The 15,630-nt window shown below is 67.2% G+C and carries 12 protein-coding genes; 7 read left to right on the top strand and 5 right to left on the bottom strand.

Translation table 11 applies throughout. From position 1 onward, the window contains the following. Position 1: 1 nt before the first annotated feature. The 3 genes from AT699_RS24160 to AT699_RS24150 all read right to left on the bottom strand — a co-directional run bounded on the left by AT699_RS24160 (position 2) and on the right by AT699_RS24150 (position 3,033). Positions 2 to 847, bottom strand: coding sequence for an alpha/beta fold hydrolase (locus AT699_RS24160; RefSeq protein WP_006385539.1), 846 nt, complete (start codon positions 845 to 847; stop codon positions 2 to 4). Next, entirely contained in the window at positions 844 to 2,403 is a 1,560-nt protein-coding gene (locus tag AT699_RS24155) for a benzoate-CoA ligase family protein (protein WP_024070125.1), read from the bottom strand. Before AT699_RS24155 ends, AT699_RS24160 begins: the two co-directional genes overlap by 4 nt. 159 nt (positions 2,404 to 2,562) lie before the next feature. Next, positions 2,563 to 3,033 carry a DUF4863 family protein gene (locus AT699_RS24150; RefSeq protein ID WP_024070124.1) on the bottom strand — a complete coding sequence of 157 codons (471 nt, stop codon included), beginning with the start codon at positions 3,031 to 3,033 and terminating at the stop codon, positions 2,563 to 2,565. A gap of 178 nt (positions 3,034 to 3,211) precedes the next feature. On the opposite strand from AT699_RS24150, the gene AT699_RS24145 reads away from it, so the two are divergent. The 7 genes from AT699_RS24145 (at position 3,212) to AT699_RS24115 (ending at position 13,027) form a co-directional block, all read left to right on the top strand. Further along, entirely contained in the window at positions 3,212 to 4,123 is a 912-nt protein-coding gene (locus AT699_RS24145; protein ID WP_006385536.1) for a helix-turn-helix transcriptional regulator, read from the top strand. 238 nt (positions 4,124 to 4,361) lie between these two features. Then, positions 4,362 to 6,023 carry a 2,3-epoxybenzoyl-CoA dihydrolase gene (gene boxC, locus AT699_RS24140; RefSeq protein WP_024070123.1) on the top strand — a complete coding sequence of 554 codons (1,662 nt, stop codon included), beginning with the start codon at positions 4,362 to 4,364 and terminating at the stop codon, positions 6,021 to 6,023. Between the two features lie 109 nt (positions 6,024 to 6,132). After that, complete coding sequence (boxB, locus tag AT699_RS24135; protein WP_006385534.1) at positions 6,133 to 7,560, top strand: benzoyl-CoA 2,3-epoxidase subunit BoxB; 1,428 nt, start codon at positions 6,133 to 6,135, stop codon at positions 7,558 to 7,560. A gap of 51 nt (positions 7,561 to 7,611) precedes the next feature. Then, positions 7,612 to 8,859, top strand: coding sequence for a benzoyl-CoA 2,3-epoxidase subunit BoxA (gene boxA / locus AT699_RS24130; RefSeq protein WP_024070122.1), 1,248 nt, complete (start codon positions 7,612 to 7,614; stop codon positions 8,857 to 8,859). Between the two features lie 60 nt (positions 8,860 to 8,919). Beyond that, positions 8,920 to 9,360: a MaoC family dehydratase gene (locus tag AT699_RS24125; RefSeq protein WP_024070121.1), complete on the top strand. Its 441-nt coding sequence runs from the start codon at positions 8,920 to 8,922 to the stop codon at positions 9,358 to 9,360. Between the two features lie 303 nt (positions 9,361 to 9,663). Continuing rightward, the gene (locus AT699_RS24120) at positions 9,664 to 11,286 is read left to right on the top strand and encodes a phage tail protein (RefSeq protein WP_006385531.1); all 1,623 of its coding nucleotides are present in this window, start codon (positions 9,664 to 9,666) and stop codon (positions 11,284 to 11,286) included. 133 nt (positions 11,287 to 11,419) lie between these two features. After that, positions 11,420 to 13,027: a hypothetical protein gene (locus AT699_RS24115; RefSeq protein ID WP_058207473.1), complete on the top strand. Its 1,608-nt coding sequence runs from the start codon at positions 11,420 to 11,422 to the stop codon at positions 13,025 to 13,027. A 42-nt stretch (positions 13,028 to 13,069) separates the two neighbouring features. Here AT699_RS24115 and AT699_RS24110 read toward each other — a convergent pair whose 3' ends face one another. Together AT699_RS24110 and AT699_RS24105 are read right to left on the bottom strand one after the other, a co-directional pair. Further along, positions 13,070 to 14,056, bottom strand: coding sequence for a TRAP transporter substrate-binding protein (locus tag AT699_RS24110; RefSeq protein WP_006385529.1), 987 nt, complete (start codon positions 14,054 to 14,056; stop codon positions 13,070 to 13,072). A gap of 252 nt (positions 14,057 to 14,308) precedes the next feature. Further along, positions 14,309 to 15,502: an acyl-CoA dehydrogenase gene (locus AT699_RS24105; protein ID WP_006385528.1), complete on the bottom strand. Its 1,194-nt coding sequence runs from the start codon at positions 15,500 to 15,502 to the stop codon at positions 14,309 to 14,311. Positions 15,503 to 15,630: the final 128 nt, after the last annotated feature.

Below are 15,630 nucleotides of genomic sequence, written 5' to 3'. Positions count from 1 at the left end.
GTCATGGGCTGCCGCTGGGGCGGCCGGGTTGGTCCAGCGCGCCGACGAAGCCGGCGATGGCCTGGATTACGGTGGCGGGCTGGTCCTTGTGCGGCGAATGGCGGCAGTCGGGAATTTCCAGCAGCCGCGTCTGCGGCGCGGCGCGGCGGATGCCGCGTATCTGTTCGAGCGTGCCGTACTCATCGTCCACGCCCTGCATCGCCAGCACCGGGCAGGCGATGGCGGGCAGGTGATCCTCGATGTTCCAGCTGCGGAAGGCGGGGTCCAGCCAGACGTCGTTCCAGCCACGGAAGGCCGAGTCGACGTCGTCGTGATGGCGCGCCAGCCGCGCGCGCAGGTCGGTGTCGCGGTAGGCCTGGCGCGCCTGTTCGATATGCGCCACGGTGCGGTCCTCGACGAAGATGTGCGGCGCGGCCACCACCACGCCCGCGACTGCGTCCGGATGCATGGCGGCGTAAAGCAGGGCGATGGAGCCGCCATCGCTGTGGCCGAACAGGATGGGGCGATCCCGCTTGGCATCGATACCGAGCGCGGCGAGCAGCGCCGGCAGCGCGTCGGCGGCCTCGCGGTGCATGAAGTCGACCGCACGCTTTTCGCCGGTGGCCAGCGGCGTGGAGCGGCCATAGCCGTAACGCGAATAGACCAGCCCGCGGCAGCCGGCGGCTTCACAAGCTTGCCTTGGCCAGTCCTTCCACATCGACACCGAGCCCAGGCCTTCGTGCAGGAACACCAGCAATGGCGCGCCCTGGCGCGACGCCGCGATCCACTGGTATTCCAGGCGCAGGTCGCGGCCCGCCGCGCGCACGTCGGCCAGGGCAGCGGGCTCGGGAGCGGGCACGGCGCTCATGGCGTGACCTGTTCCAGCTGGCGCAGGCGGAATCGCTGGATCTTGCCGGTGGCGGTCTTGGGCAGTTCATCGGTGAAGTCGATCTGGCGCGGATACTTGAAGGGCGCCAGGTGCTGCTTCACATAGCGCTGCAGGTCGGCGCCGGTGTTCGCGTCCGGCGCGTAGCCCGGGCGCAGCACCACGTAGGCCTTGGTCTTGACCAGGCCGTCGTGGTCCGGCACGCCGATCACGGCGGCTTCGAGCACCGCCTCGTGCTGCACCAGCACGTTCTCCACTTCCACCGGCGACACGTACTGGCCGCTGACCTTGATCATGTCGTCGCTGCGGCCGGCATAGGTGTAGTAGCCGTCGGCGTCGCAGATGTATTTGTCGCCGCTCTTGAGCCAGTCGCCCAGGAAGCACTGGCGCGTCTTGTCGCGGTTGTTCCAGTACATCAGCGCGGCGCTCGGGCCCTTGATGTAGAGGTCGCCAATCGTGCCAGCGCCCACCGGCGCGCCGTTGTCGTCGCGCAGTTGCACCTCGTAGCCGGGCACCGGCTTGCCGGTGGTGCCGTAGCGCAACTGGCCGGCGCGGTTCGACAGGAAGATGTGCAGCATCTCGGTCGAGCCGATGCCGTCCAGGATGTCACAGCCGAAATGGCGCTGGAAGCGTTCGCCGATGTCGCGCGGCAGGGCCTCGCCGGCCGAGGTGCACACGCGCATCGCCACCTGTTCGCGCGGCGGCAGGTCGGGCGCGGCCAGCATGCTGGCGTACAGCGTCGGCACGCCGTAGAACACGGTCGGGCGGTGCCGCACCAGGCGCTGGAACACGGCCTGCGGCGTCGGCCGCTCGGCCATCAGCACGACGGTGGCGCCCACCGACAGCGGAAAGGTCAGGCCGTTGCCCAGCCCGTAGGCGAAGAACAGCTTGGCGGCGGAGAATGCAATATCGTCCTCGCGGATGCCCAGCACCGGCTTGGCGTACAGCTCGGCGGTGTGCCACAGGTTGCCATGGGTGTGGACCACGCCCTTGGGCTTGCCGGTGGAGCCCGACGAATACAGCCAGAAGGCGATCTCATCGGACAGCGTGCGCGCGGCCGGCGCCAGCGGGGCGGCGGCCAGCAATGCGTCGAGTTCGTGCGCGCCGGCGGGCAGCGCCGCCGCGGGGCGTGACACCACCAGGTGTTCGACCTCGCCGGGCGCTTGCGCCAGCGCGGCCTGCAAGGTCGACAGCAGGCTCTCGGAGACGAAGGCGGCGCGCACGCGGCTGTGGTTGAGAATGTAGGCGTAATCGTCCGGCGTCAGCAGGGTGTTCACGGCCACGGGCACCACGCCGGCGTGCAGCGCGCCCAGGAACACCACCGGCCAGTCGGCCGTGTCCTGCATCAGCAGCAGGATGCGTTCCTCGCGCCGCAGCCCCAACTGGCGCAATGCGCCCGCCATGCGCGCCACGCGCTCGGCCAGTTCGCCGTAGGTGAGCTGGCGGGTGTCGTCGATGTAGGCCAGCTTGGCGGCGCGCGGCGCGTTCAAGGCGGCCAGATGGCTGGCGAAGTTCAGTTCGGCGGGGCAGGCATTCACGGTTGTCTCCTGGTGTCCTGGCGGGCGGGGGCTGTCCGGCGGTCCGCAAGCGTCTGGCGGCTTGTCGTGACCGGCGGCAGGGTGTGGCTCAGCCCGCGCCGGCGGCCGGCCGGCCGCGCGGGGGGCGACCGGGGCGATGGGGAAGGGCGAGGCGCGGATTCATGCGCGGGTGAACTCGATGGCGCCGCCGGGCAGCAGGTACAGCACCAGCGCGCGGCCCTGCGTCACGGTGGGGCGGTGGGCGCTGCCGGGGCCATAGACCAGCCAGCCGGCGCCGTGGCCGTCGAAGCGCGCCGCGTCGGTCAGCGGCATGATCATGTCGACTTCGCCGTTGGGATGCGCGTGGTGCGGGCCGGCCAGATCGTCCATGTCGACCACGTCGACCGAACAGCCGCCCAGGTCCTCGGCCGGCTTGATGACGCGGCCGTAGCGGATGCCGCCGCCTTCGCGGTTGCACATCCAGCCGTCGGCCACTCCCTGCCTACTGGTGGCGAAGATGTCGGCGTACAGCGCGCTGTCGGGGCCGGCCTCCTGGTTCAGGCGCTGCTGCAAGGCGCTGTCCAGCGCCTGGCCGGCCATCAGGCCCGTCACCTGGCGCATCAGCGCGTGGAATCGTTCTGGCGTGCTCACCCGGTCTCCTCCTATACACTGTCGGCGCTTCAGCGGCGGATGCAATCCAGTGCTGTTTTGTCGCACCTGACACGCTGTTGAAGCTGTTGAAGGAAAAATAGTGCTTCCGTTGATGTGGGTCAAGCACTATAGTGCATAAATCAGGTGTTATCAGGGTTTTTGCGGAGTCAGCTACACCATGAACCAAGCGCTAGAAGACGCGGCGCCAACCGAACCCAGGCGGGAAGCTTTCCTGGTGGCATTGGGCGAACGGGTGCGCCGCCTGCGCGCTATCCGCGGCATGACGCGCAAGGGCCTGTCGCAGGTGACCGGCGTGTCCGAACGGCACCTGGCCAATCTCGAGCACGGCGTGGGCAATGCCTCGATCCTGGTGCTGCTGCAGATCGCCAAGGCCTTCAATTGCGCGCTGGCCGAGCTGGTCGGCGACGTCACCACCGAGTCGCCCGACTGGCTGCTGATCCGCGAACTGCTCAGCGGCCGCACCGAGTCCGACCTGCAGCGCGCGCGCGAGGCGCTGACCCAGCTGTTCGGCGTCGGGGCCGGCGCGCAGCGCCCCAACCGTACCCAGCGCATCGCGCTGATCGGCCTGCGCGGCGCGGGCAAGTCCACGCTGGGCCAGATGCTGGCCGATGACCTGGGCTACCCGTTCGTCGAGCTGAACCGCGAGATCGAGCGGGTGGCCGGTTGCAGCATCCTGGAGATCCACAACCTGTACGGGCCCAACGCCTACCGCCGCTACGAGCGCCGCGCGCTGGAAGAGGCGGTGCAGATCTATCCGGAAATGGTGCTGGCCACACCCGGCGGTTTGGTGTCGGAGCCCGCCACGCTCAACCTGCTGCTGGCGCACTGCTACACGGTCTGGCTGCGGGCCACGCCCGAGGAGCACATGGGCCGGGTGATGGCGCAGGGCGATTTCCGGCCGATGTCCGGCAACAACGAAGCCATGGCCGACCTGAAGCGCATCCTGGCCGGGCGCGAGGCTTTCTATGCCAAGGCCGACCTGACCTGGGTCACCAGCCACCTGGAGGTGCAGGAGAGCTTCGCCGGTCTGCGTACCCAGGTGCGCAAGGCTTGCGGTCTGCCGCTGTAGCGTCCACGTCTTTCGCCGACCGCCAGGGCCGCCCGTTGAGGCGGCCTTTTCTTTGGCGGGGCCTCGGCCTGTCCGTTCGGAGGGCGGGCTTCATTGAAGGACGCTTTGATGGGTCCCTTGGTGACCTGCACTTTTGTGCATCTTTTGCTTGACGCTGATTTTCACCTGCACTAACCTGCATAATAATTCATGTCGTGCAGTATTTTTCCTGTCAGATCAGGGCATCAGGAGACAAGCGATGAGCAGCACCGCCAGCAAGGTCGATTTTCGGACCGATCCCACCCAGTATCGTCATTGGCGCCTGTCGTTCGATGGCCCGGTCGCCACGCTGGCGATGGACGTGGCCGAGGACGGCGGCCTGCGCCCCGGCTACAAGCTCAAGCTCAATTCCTACGACCTGGGCGTGGACATCGAGCTGCACGACGCGCTGCAACGCATCCGCTTCGAGCATCCCGAGGTGCGCAGCGTGGTCGTCACCAGCATGAAGGACCGCATCTTCTGTTCGGGCGCCAACATCTTCATGCTGGGCCTGTCCTCGCACGCCTGGAAGGTGAACTTCTGCAAGTTCACCAACGAAACCCGCAACGGCATCGAGGACTCCAGCCGCAACAGCGGGCTGAAGTTCATCGCCGCGCTCAACGGCGCCTGCGCCGGCGGCGGCTACGAGCTGGCGCTGGCCTGCGACGAGATCCTGCTGATCGACGATCGCTCGTCCTCGGTCGCGTTGCCCGAAGTGCCGCTGCTGGGCGTGCTGCCCGGTACCGGGGGCCTGACCCGCGTCACCGACAAGCGCCGCGTGCGCCACGATCACGCCGACATCTTCTGCACCCTGGTCGAAGGCGTGCGCGGCCAGCGCGCCAAGGACTGGCGCCTGGTCGATGACGTGGTCAAGCCGGCGCAGTTCGAGGCCGCGGTGCGCGAGCGCGCGCGGGCGCTGGCCGAGGGCAGCCACCGTCCGGCCGGCGAGGCCGGCGTGACGCTCACCCCGCTGGCGCGCGAGGAAAGCGCCGATGCCTTGTCCTACCGCTACGTCGACGTGCGCCTGGACCGCGAGAAGCGCCAGGCCACCTGGACCGTGCGCGCGCCGCAGGGGCCGGTGCAATCGGAGCTGGCCGACATTCTGGCCGCCGGCGCGGCCTGGTGGCCGTTGCAGATGGCGCGCGAACTGGACGACGCCATCCTGTCGCTGCGCACCAACGAGCTGGACATCGGCACCTGGATCTTCAAGACCGAGGGCGACGCGCAGGCCGTGCTGGCCGCGGACGCTTCGCTGCAACGCCATGCCGGCCACTGGTTCGTGCGCGAGACCGCCGGCCTGCTGCGCCGCACGCTGGCGCGCCTGGACGTGACCTCGCGCAGCCTGTTCGCGCTGGTCGAGCCGGGTTCGTGCTTTGCCGGCACGCTGCTGGAACTGGCGCTGGCCGCCGACCGCAGCTACATGCTGGACAGCGAAGGCGAGGAGCACGACGCGGCCCAACTGATCGTGGGCGAGGCCAACTTCGGCGCCTACCCGATGGTCAACGGCCAGAGCCGCCTGCAACGCCGCTTCCACGAGGAAACCGCGCCGCTTGAAGCGGTGCGGGCCCGCGCCGGCCAGCCGCTGGCCGCGCGCGAGGCGCTGGCGCTGGGGCTGGTGACCTACGCGCCCGACAGCATCGACTGGGACGACGAGGTGCGCATGATGCTGGAAGAGCGCCGCGCGCTGTCGCCGGACGCGCTCACCGGCCTGGAAGCCAACCTGCGCTTCGGCGGCCGCGAAACCATGGAAACGCGCATCTTCGGCCGCCTGACCGCCTGGCAGAACTGGATCTTCAACCGACCCAACGCGGCGGGCGAGAAGGGCGCGCTCAAGCTCTACGGCAAGGGCGAGCAGGCGACATTCGACTGGAACCGCGTCTAGCGCGGCCCACGCAGCAAGTCCCCATACACGGCGCCGGCCCGCGCAGCGCGGCCGGCGCCCCAAGACCCGACGCCGCCCCGACGCGGCCGTCCATCCAGGAGCAGAGACAATGTCAGGCATCAACTACAGCGACAAGATCCCCAATAACGTCAACCTGTCCGGCGACCGCACGTTGCAGCGCGCGCTGGAACACTGGCAGCCCAATTACCTGCAATGGTGGCAGGACATGGGTCCGGACGGCTCGCATGGCTTCGACGTCTACCTGCGCACCGCCGTCAGCGTCGAGCCCGACGGCTGGGCCCACTTCAATCACGTGCGCATGCCCGACTACCGCTGGGGCATCTTCCTGGCGCCGCAGGACGGCCAGCGCAAGATCCACTTCGGCGAGAACATGGGCCGCGACGTGTGGCAGGACGTGCCGGGCGAACACCGCGCCAACCTGCGCCGCATCATCGTCACGCAGGGCGACACCGAGCCGGCGTCGATCGAGCAGCAGCGCCACCTGGGCCTGACCGCGCCGTCGCAGTACGACCTGCGCAACCTGTTCCAGATCAACGTCGAGGAAGGCCGCCACCTGTGGGCCATGGTCTACCTGCTGCACCGCTACTTCGGCCGCGACGGCCGCGAGGAGGCCGACGCGCTGCTGCAGCGCACCTCCGGCGATTCCGACAACCCGCGCATCCTCGGCGCCTTCAACGAGAAGACGCCGGACTGGCTGGCGTTCTACATGTTCACCTACTTCACCGATCGCGACGGCAAGTTCCAGTTGTGCGCGCTGGCCGAATCCAGCTTCGACCCGCTGGCCCGCACCACCAAGTTCATGCTGACCGAAGAGGCGCACCACATGTTCGTGGGCGAATCCGGCATCTCGCGCGTGATCCAGCGCACCTGCGAAGTGATGAACCAGTTGAAGACCGACGACCCCGCCGCCGTGCGTGCCGCCGGCGTCATCGATCTGCCGACGATCCAGCGCTACCTGAACTTCCACTACAGCGTCACCATCGATCTGTTCGGCGCCGACCAATCGTCCAACGCCGCCATCTTCTACGGCTCGGGCCTGAAAGGCCGCTACGAAGAGAGCAAGCGCAACGACGACCACCAGCTCAAGAACGACACCTACCGCGTGCTGTCGGTCGACAACGGCAGGCTGCGCGAGGTCGAGGTGCCGATGCTGAACGCGTTGAACGAGGTGCTGCGCGACGACTTCATCCGCGACTCTGTGGCCGGCATCGGCCGCTGGAACAAGGTCATCGAAAAGAGCGGCATCGCCTTCCGCCTGCAGGTGCCGCACAAGGCCTTCAACCGCCAGATCGGCACGCTGGCCGGCATCCGCATGTCGCCCGAGGGCGAGATCCTGTCCGAGGCGCAATGGCAGGCGCACCGCCACCAATGGCTGCCCACGCCGGAGGACCGTGAGTTCGTCGCCTCGCTGATGGGCCGCGTGACCGAGCCCGGCAAGTTCGCCAACTGGATCGCGCCGCCGGTCATGGGCATCAACCGCCAGCCCGTGAACTTCGAGTACGTTCGTTTCAACTAAGGCCCCGCGGCGGCGCCATGCGCCGCCGCGCCGCGCATTCGGATGACCGCGATGAACGCCGCCCTGCCCATGGAAGTCCTGAAGCAGCACCTGATCGATCCCGAGATCTGCATTCGCTGCAACACCTGCGAAGAAACCTGTCCGATCGACGCGATCACGCACGACAGCAACAACTACGTGGTCGACCCGGACATCTGCAACGGCTGCATGGCCTGCGTGCCGCCGTGCCCCACCGGCTCGATCGACAATTGGCGATTGGTGCTGCGCAGCGACGCCTATTCGGTGCAGGACCAGCTGGGCTGGGACGAACTGCCGCGCGAGCAGCCCCTGCCGGAAGCCGCGGCGATCGTGGATGAGGCGGCGAACGCGGTCGTCGAGCCGGTGTCGTCCGCCGCTGTGGCGGCCATGCCGTCCGTGACGCCCGGCGCCAGCGTGCCGCCGTGGTCCGCCGCGCATCCCTACGTCAACCTCTACACCCACAAGACGCCGGTGACCGCCACCGTGGTCGGCAACTACCGCGTCACCGGCGCCGACACCGACAGCGACATCCACCACATCGTGCTGGACTTCGGCGAGCTGCCGTTCCCGGTGCTGGAAGGCCAGTCCATCGGCATCCTGCCGCCCGGCACCGATGCCCAGGGCCGGCCGCACCACGCGCGCCAGTATTCGTTGGCCAGCCCGCGCGATGGCGAGCGCGCCGGCTACAACAACCTGTCGCTGACAGTGAAGCGCGTCACCGAAGACCACCAGGGCCAGTCGGTCAATGGCGTCTGCTCCAATTACCTGTGCGACCTGGCCAGGAACGACACCGTGCAGGTCATCGGGCCGTTCGGCCACACCTTCCTGATGCCGAACCACCCGCGCGCCAACCTCATCATGATCTGCACCGGCACCGGCTCGGCGCCGATGCGCGCCATGACCGAGCGCTACCGCCGCCGCATCGAGACCGGCGAGAACGGTCGGCTGATGCTGTTCTTCGGCGCGCGCACCGAACGCGAGCTGCCGTACTTCGGGCCGTTGATGAAACTGCCGCGCGACTTCATCGACATCAATCTGGCGTTGTCGCGCGAAGCGGACCGGCCCAGGCGCTATGTGCAGGACCTGATCCGCGAACGCGCCGCCGACGTGCGGGGCCTGCTGGCCGATCGCAACACCTGCATCTACGTCTGCGGCCTGAAAGGCATGGAAGTCGGCGTGCTGGACGCCCTGCGCGAGGTGACGGTGCAAGCGGGGCAGGATTGGACTATCCTGCACGATGTGTTGCGCCGCGAGGGGCGGCTGCACTTCGAGACCTATTGAACCGGCGGCCGCCGCGAAGGACGCCGTCGATCGGTCACCTACGCGAGGGGAAGTCCACCAATGAAGTTCGCTGATTTCAAGGACGGCATGCTGATCAAGGCCGGCCCGGTCACCATCACGGAAGCCGAAATCCTCGAGTTCGCCCGCAAGTACGACCCGCAGTGGTTCCACACCGATCTCAAGCGTGCCGCCGAGGGCCGCTGGGGCGGCCTCATCGCCAGCGGCTGGCACACCTGCGCCCTGGCCATGCGCATGGCGGTGGACTCGGCGCTGCACGATTCCGAATCGTTCGGCTCGCCCGGCCTGGGCGAGGTGCGCTGGCGCACGCCGGTGCGGCCCGGCGATCAGTTGCGCCTGGAAGCCCGGGTGCAAGGCGCGCGCACCTCCTCGTCGCGCCCGGACCTGGGCATCATCACCTGGGCCTGGACGGTGATCAACCAGCACGACGAAGCCGTGCTGGAACTGGACGCGACCAGCCTGTTCGATCTGGCGGGCGACTAGCCTTCCGCCATGCCGGGCCCGCGCCCGCCGCGGCGGGGCCAGGCGCCCGTGTCGCAGTTGCCTTGTCCGCTCCCGCGGATACCCGTAACATGACCGCGTCGTGGGCAAATTGCGTCCACCGGCATTGAAGGCCCGCCCGGGATACCAGGCGGGCCTTTTGCATGGGCCCGCCGAATGAGGCAGCCCGCAAGACGATCACTTCCTTCCGTGAACCCGGCATTCCGCCCAGGCCCGCCCGCATCCGCCGGCGGGCCTTTTTTTTGCGCAGCGCCGCTGCTGCGATTCGTCATCAAGGTCCCCTTCATGCAACTCCTGAAACCTATCAATGTCGGCCAGGCGCCGAACGACCAGACCGGCGACACGCTGCGCGACGCCATGGGGCTGGTGAACGAGAACTTCGCCAAGACCCGCGCGGGCGTCGAAGCCGTCGAAGTGGCCACCGCCGCCGCGCAACGCAAGGCGGATGCCGCGATTGCCTCCGCCGAAAAAGGCGCGGCCGGCGGCGTGACGCCGCTGGACGCGGCGGGCAAGGTGCCGGCCGCGCACCTGCCGCCGCCGGCCATCCCGCTATCGCAGAAATCGGCGCCCGGCGGCGTCGCGCCGTTGGATGAGGATGGGCGTGTGCCGGTCGATCACCTGCCGGTACCGGTGGCGTCCGTGCCGCTGGCGGAAAAGGGCCAGCCGGGTGGTGTCGCGGCGTTGGCCGCGGACGGCAAGGTGCCCTTCGCTCAACTCCCCGATCTGGTTCCGGCGGCGGAGAAGGCGCAGCCCAAAGGTGTTGCCACGCTGGCCGAGGATGGCCGGATCGTCGCCAATCAATTACCGCCGTTGATCCCTGCGGCCGACAAGGGGCGTCCCGGCGGCGTAGCAACCCTGGACGCTGACGGTCGCGTGCCGGCGCTTCAGCTGGCCGCCGTGCCGCCGGAAGAAAAAGGCCGACCCGGTGGCGTTGCCACGCTGGATGCGCAGGGCAAGGTGCCGGTCGGCCAGCTTCCGCCTGTCCCCAGCGGACCGCCGGTCGGTTCGGTCGCGTGGTGGCCGCTGCGCGCTTCCATTCCGGCGGGCCAGATTCCCGCTGATGGGCAGATCGTTACCCGCGCCACGTTTCCCGATCTTGCGGCTATGGTGACGGAAGGCAAGGTGCCGGTGGTGTCCGAGGCGGACTGGTTGGCGGATCCGCTCAAGCGGGGGAGCTACACATTGGGGGATGGCAGCAGCACCATCCGCGTGCCTGATTTGAACGGCATGGCGTCGGGATCGCTCGCCGCGGTCTTTCTTCGGGGCGACGGTGCGCTATCCGCCCGCGAAAATGGCTTGATTCAGGGCGATGCGCTTCAGAACATTACTGGAAGCGTCCGCACCACATATGGTGCTATCGGCGGCGGGGAAGGGGCATTGCTGGCTTCGGCCGGTATAAGTGATGGCGCGCCGCAATTCAACACGACAAATGTGGGCGGGCGATTGGACTTCAACGCTTCCCGCTCCGTTCGCACCGCTGCTGAAACGCGTCCGTTAAACGTCACGGGCGTTTGGACCATTCATGCTTTCGCCGCGGTCGCCAATGGCGGCAGCGTCGATATCGCACAGCTGGTCAGCGACCATGCGGCGCTCAATGCGGCGTTTCAGACTTTACGCGCGCAGGTCTTCGGCGTTGGGCAGACGCTTCAAGACATGGGCGCGTCCCGGGCATTCGGTGTGACATACACCAACAGTACCGGTCGGCCGATCTCGGTTTACATCGTTGGCTCTTCCAACAGTAGCTCCGGCGGCAACATGTATGTGATGGTGGGCGGCATCGCGGGGACGCGCTCCATCACCACAATGAACGGCGTCTCGCTGGCGCTCACCGCTGTCATTCCCCCAGGAATCACCTATCGGGTGGTGGCCGACAGCATGACGCAGAATTTCTGGACCGAGTACCGGTGAGGCTAGTGGAAAGCTCGCCGGGACGTTGGCAGCGGCATCTGTCCGCGCAATCCCATTTTTTTCCCGCCGCCCGAATACGTGGGTGGCTGTTCCATTTCGTGTCGCGGCATCACGCCGTCAGGGCTTTTCTCCCATGCAAATCCTAAAACCCATCAACATCGGCCTCGCGCCGAACGACCAGACCGGCGACACGCTGCGCGACGCCATGGCGCTGGTGAACGAGAACTTCGGCAAGACCCGCGCGGGCGTCGAAGCCGTCGAAGTGGCCACCGCCGCCGCGCAACGCAAGGCGGACGCCGCCGTGCCCATGTCTGAAAAAGGCGCGGCGGGTGGCGTGACACCGTTGGATGCGGCTGGCAAGGTGCCGGCTGCGCATCTGCCTCCACCTGCGATCCCTCTGTCGCAAAAATCGGCACCGAGTGGCGTTGCCCCGCTGGGCGAGGATGGGCGTGTGCCTGTCGAACATCTGCCAATTCCGGTGCCGTCGGTGCCGTTGGCGGAGAAGGGGAAACCCAATGGCGTTGCCACGTTGGGCGGCAATGGCAAAGTCGCGCCAGCGCAATTGCCTGCCTTGATTCCCTTGGCGGAAAAAGCTCAGCCTGACGGGGTGGCGACCTTGGGCGCGGACGGATTGATCGTCGCAAATCAGTTGCCGCCCCTGGTGCCTGCTTCGGATAAGGGGCGCCCGGGCGGCGTGGCGACCTTGGGCGCCGATGGCCGCGTGCCAGCGGTGCAGCTGTCAGCGGTGCCGCCGGCGGAAAAAGGCCAGCCCGGGGGTATCGCCACATTGGACGATGGCGGCAAGGTGCCGGTCGATCAACTGCCACCGATCCCCAGCGGTCCGCCCGTAGGCTCGGTTGCATGGTGGCCGCTGCGTACGTCCATTCCCGCTGGCCAGATTCCTGCGGATGGGCAGATAATCAGCCGCGCCACTTTCAAGGATCTTGCCGCCATGGTGGCAGCGCGTTCACTACCGGTGGTGCAGGAGGCCGAATGGCTCGCCGATCCGCTCAAGCGCGGCAGCTTCACGTTGGGAGACGGCTCTACCACCATCCGAATGCCGGACTACAACGGGAAGTCCCCCGGCTCAATTGGCGCGCCGTTCATGCGCGGCGATGGCGCGCTTTTGAACGGCGTGTTGAAAGCCAGCCAGAACAAGGCGCACCAGCACGTTTTTTCGTCGCCGCAGTACCTGTACGGGGAGACTGGCGGAAGCTCTTCCTTCTACGGAACTACCGCCTCGGTCACTCCTATCTTTACCCGTAACACCACTAGCGAAGGCGGCGCAGAAGCGCATCCGACGTTCGCTTCCGGTGTTTGGACCGTGCAGGCCTTCGGGACTGTCACCAACGCGGGGAGCGTCGACGCCGCACAATTGGCGTCCGACCTGGGCGTGGCCCAATCCACTTTGCAGCAGTTGAAGGGACAAGTGTTCGGTACAGGGCAGCAGCTTCGTTCATGCACGACGGTGTTGCGCACGTGGTATCAGAACACCACAGGCCGCCCCATACTGGTCGGGTTTCATTGTGTTGGCGTCGCTGCGGGGACGATCATCGTTGCTGGATACCTCAACAATGTCTCCGGTAATGCGGGATCGGTTCCTTATCATTACGACACGACCCCTGGCGGGTATGCCGGCATGCGTTGCGGTTTCACCATGCACGTGCCACCTGGCATGTGGTGGATGGCCGACACCATAAATGCCAATGTCGAGTCCGGTTCGATCTGGGAATACGCATGACCGAAAAGCCCCCGGACTCGTGTATGGACGGCTTCCGCCTTCCTACGGCCGCCGCATCGCCTTCAGGATATTCGCCCCTTCCAGCCCCGCCGCCGCCTCCCACTGTTTGACCGAGTCCGCCGCCGCTTTCTTCAGCGCCTGGCGCACCGGCATCGGCACCGCGGTATCGATGGTCACGCCGTTCTTGCGCATGTTGGCGTAGTTCTGCTGCAACCGGCCTTCGATGCGTTTCCACTGCTCGGCCTCGGTCTGCGCCGCGGCCTGGTCGATCGCCTTGCGCGATTTCGCGTCCAGCGCCTGATAGGCCTTCAGGTTCATCGTCGCCACCGAGATCGGCATCGCGTAGTTGATCTCGGCGAAGCGTGGCAGGTGTTCCCACAGCTTGCGGCCGGCGCCGCCATCGCCCGAGGACAGCACCGCGTTGACCTCGCCCGAGGCGATGCGCGGCATGGCGTCGGCGAACGAAATGTTCTGCGCGCGCGCGCCGGCTTTCTGCATCACGTCCTGCGAGGTCGCGTCATAGGTGCGGATGCTCAAGGCCTTCAGGGCGGCGACACTGTCCACCTTGTCCTTGGACCAGATGCCCGAGGCCGGCCAGGGGGTGGTGTAGAGCAGCTTCTGGCCGTGCGCGGCCAGCAGTTTCTCGTAGGCGGGGCGGGCCGATTTGTTGAGCGCGCGCGCCTTGGACAGCGAATCGGCCAGGAACGGCAGCGAGGACACGCCGAACAGCGGGTACTTGGCCGCCAGCGCGCCGGCGAAGGCATCGCCGGCATCGACCTTGCGTGTCTCGACCGCGTCGATCATGTCGCCCGACTTGATGCCCTTGGCGGCGTCGAAGCTGGCGTCGATGACAACCTGGCCCGCGCTCTTGCTGCGCACCAGATCGGCGAAGGTGGACACGCCTTGTCCCGGCATCGACGTGGCCGGGTACTCGGTGGTCATGGTGAGAGTGGTGGCGGCGAATGCGCCGTGGCCCGCAAAAGCGATGACGATGCCCGCCCACAGGCGGAACGAGGGACTGCCGTGCATGCGCGACTCCTGGTCGTGACGAAAAATCCGGGGTCGGGCAGGCGGATGCAGCGGGCCGGCACCAGGCCAATTGCACGCAGCGTAAGCCATGGGCCGCGCGCGGGCTAGCTCCTGATAACCCTAATGCGAGGCGGATGCGATGGTCGGCATCCAAAAAAAAACGCCCCTCGAAAGGGGCGCCCAATCTTCGCCACGCCGGCGAATCGCGCGTCCGGAGCAGAGCCGGGCTCCGTCCGCGCGGGGCACTGCAAATCAATAGAAGGCCTGGATGCCGGTCTGCGCGCGGCCCAGGATCAGGGCGTGCACGTCGTGGGTGCCTTCGTAGGTGTTGACCACTTCCAGGTTGACCAGGTGGCGGGCCACGCCGAATTCGTCGGAGATGCCGTTGCCGCCCAGCATGTCGCGGGCCAGGCGGGCGATGTCCAGCGCCTTGCCGCACGAGTTGCGCTTCATGATCGAGGTGATCTCGACGGCGGCGGTGCCTTCGTCCTTCATGCGGCCCAGGCGCAGGCAGCCTTGCAGGGCCAGCGTGATCTCGGTCTGCATGTCGGCCAGCTTCTTCTGGATCAGCTGGTTGGCGGCCAGCGGGCGGCCGAACTGCTTGCGGTCCAGGGTGTACTGGCGGGCGGTGTGCCAGCAGGCTTCGGCGGCGCCGATAGCGCCCCAGGCGATGCCGTAGCGGGCCGAGTTCAGGCAGGTGAACGGGCCCTTCAGGCCGGACACGCCCGGCATCATCTGGTCGGCGGACACTTCCACCTCGTCCATGACGATTTCGCCGGTGATCGAGGCGCGCAGGCCGACCTTGCCGTGGATGGCGGGGGCGGTCAGGCCCTTGGTGCCTTTCTCGAGGATGAAGCCGCGGATCTTGCCGTCGAACTCGCCGCCGACGCACTTGGCCCACACCACGAACACATCGGCGATGGGCGAGTTGGTGATCCACATCTTGTTGCCGGTCAGCTTGTAGCCGTCGGCGGTCTTGACCGCGCGCGTTTCCATGCCGCCGGGATCGGAGCCGTGGTTGGGTTCGGTCAGGCCGAAGCAGCCGATCCACTCGCCGCGGGCCAGCTTGGGCAGGTACTTCTGCTTCTGCGCTTCGCTGCCGAATTCGTTGATGGGCACCATCACCAGCGACGACTGCACGCTCATCATCGAGCGGTAGCCGGAGTCGATGCGCTCGACTTCACGGGCGATCAGGCCGTAGCTGACGTAGTTCAGGCCGGCGCCGCCGTATTCGGCGGGGATGGTGGCGCCCAGCAGGCCCAGCTCGCCCATTTCCGAGAAGATTTCCGGATCGGTCTTTTCGTTGCGGAAGGCATTCAGCACGCGCGGGGCCAGCTTGTCCTGCGAGTAGGCGTGGGCGGCATCGCGCACCATGCGTTCTTCTTCGGTGAGCTGCTGGTCCAGCAACAGGGGGTCTTGCCAATGGAACGAGGGATTCGAGGACATGCTGGGTCTCCGCTATGGATTTCCGTTTTCGGAATCTGGAAAGTTTAAACCTAAAATAATTGGCGCGGCAACCCGGGGTTTACGCGACGCGCGCGGGGCGCGTCGCCGTGGGGATGCCGTCGCCTCCG

This window comes from Achromobacter xylosoxidans (assembly GCF_001457475.1).
GTDB classification, from domain to species: domain Bacteria; phylum Pseudomonadota; class Gammaproteobacteria; order Burkholderiales; family Burkholderiaceae_B; genus Achromobacter; species Achromobacter xylosoxidans.
Note: the sequence above shows the minus strand (reverse complement) of the source record. Positions and strands in the feature narration are given on the sequence as shown.

Excerpts from the sequence above, each read along its gene's own strand:
- AT699_RS24160 (WP_006385539.1), bottom strand. The coding sequence starts at position 847 with ATGAGCGCCGTGCCCGCTCCCGAGCCCGCTGCCCTGGCCGACGTGCGC.
- AT699_RS24145 (WP_006385536.1), top strand. The coding sequence starts at position 3,212 with ATGAACCAAGCGCTAGAAGACGCGGCGCCAACCGAACCCAGGCGGGAA.
- boxC (WP_024070123.1), top strand. The coding sequence starts at position 4,362 with ATGAGCAGCACCGCCAGCAAGGTCGATTTTCGGACCGATCCCACCCAG.
- boxB (WP_006385534.1), top strand. The coding sequence starts at position 6,133 with ATGTCAGGCATCAACTACAGCGACAAGATCCCCAATAACGTCAACCTG.
- boxA (WP_024070122.1), top strand. The coding sequence starts at position 7,612 with ATGAACGCCGCCCTGCCCATGGAAGTCCTGAAGCAGCACCTGATCGAT.
- AT699_RS24125 (WP_024070121.1), top strand. The coding sequence starts at position 8,920 with ATGAAGTTCGCTGATTTCAAGGACGGCATGCTGATCAAGGCCGGCCCG.
- AT699_RS24120 (WP_006385531.1), top strand. The coding sequence starts at position 9,664 with ATGCAACTCCTGAAACCTATCAATGTCGGCCAGGCGCCGAACGACCAG.
- AT699_RS24115 (WP_058207473.1), top strand. The coding sequence starts at position 11,420 with ATGCAAATCCTAAAACCCATCAACATCGGCCTCGCGCCGAACGACCAG.
- AT699_RS24110 (WP_006385529.1), bottom strand. The coding sequence starts at position 14,056 with ATGCACGGCAGTCCCTCGTTCCGCCTGTGGGCGGGCATCGTCATCGCT.
- AT699_RS24105 (WP_006385528.1), bottom strand. The coding sequence starts at position 15,502 with ATGTCCTCGAATCCCTCGTTCCATTGGCAAGACCCCCTGTTGCTGGAC.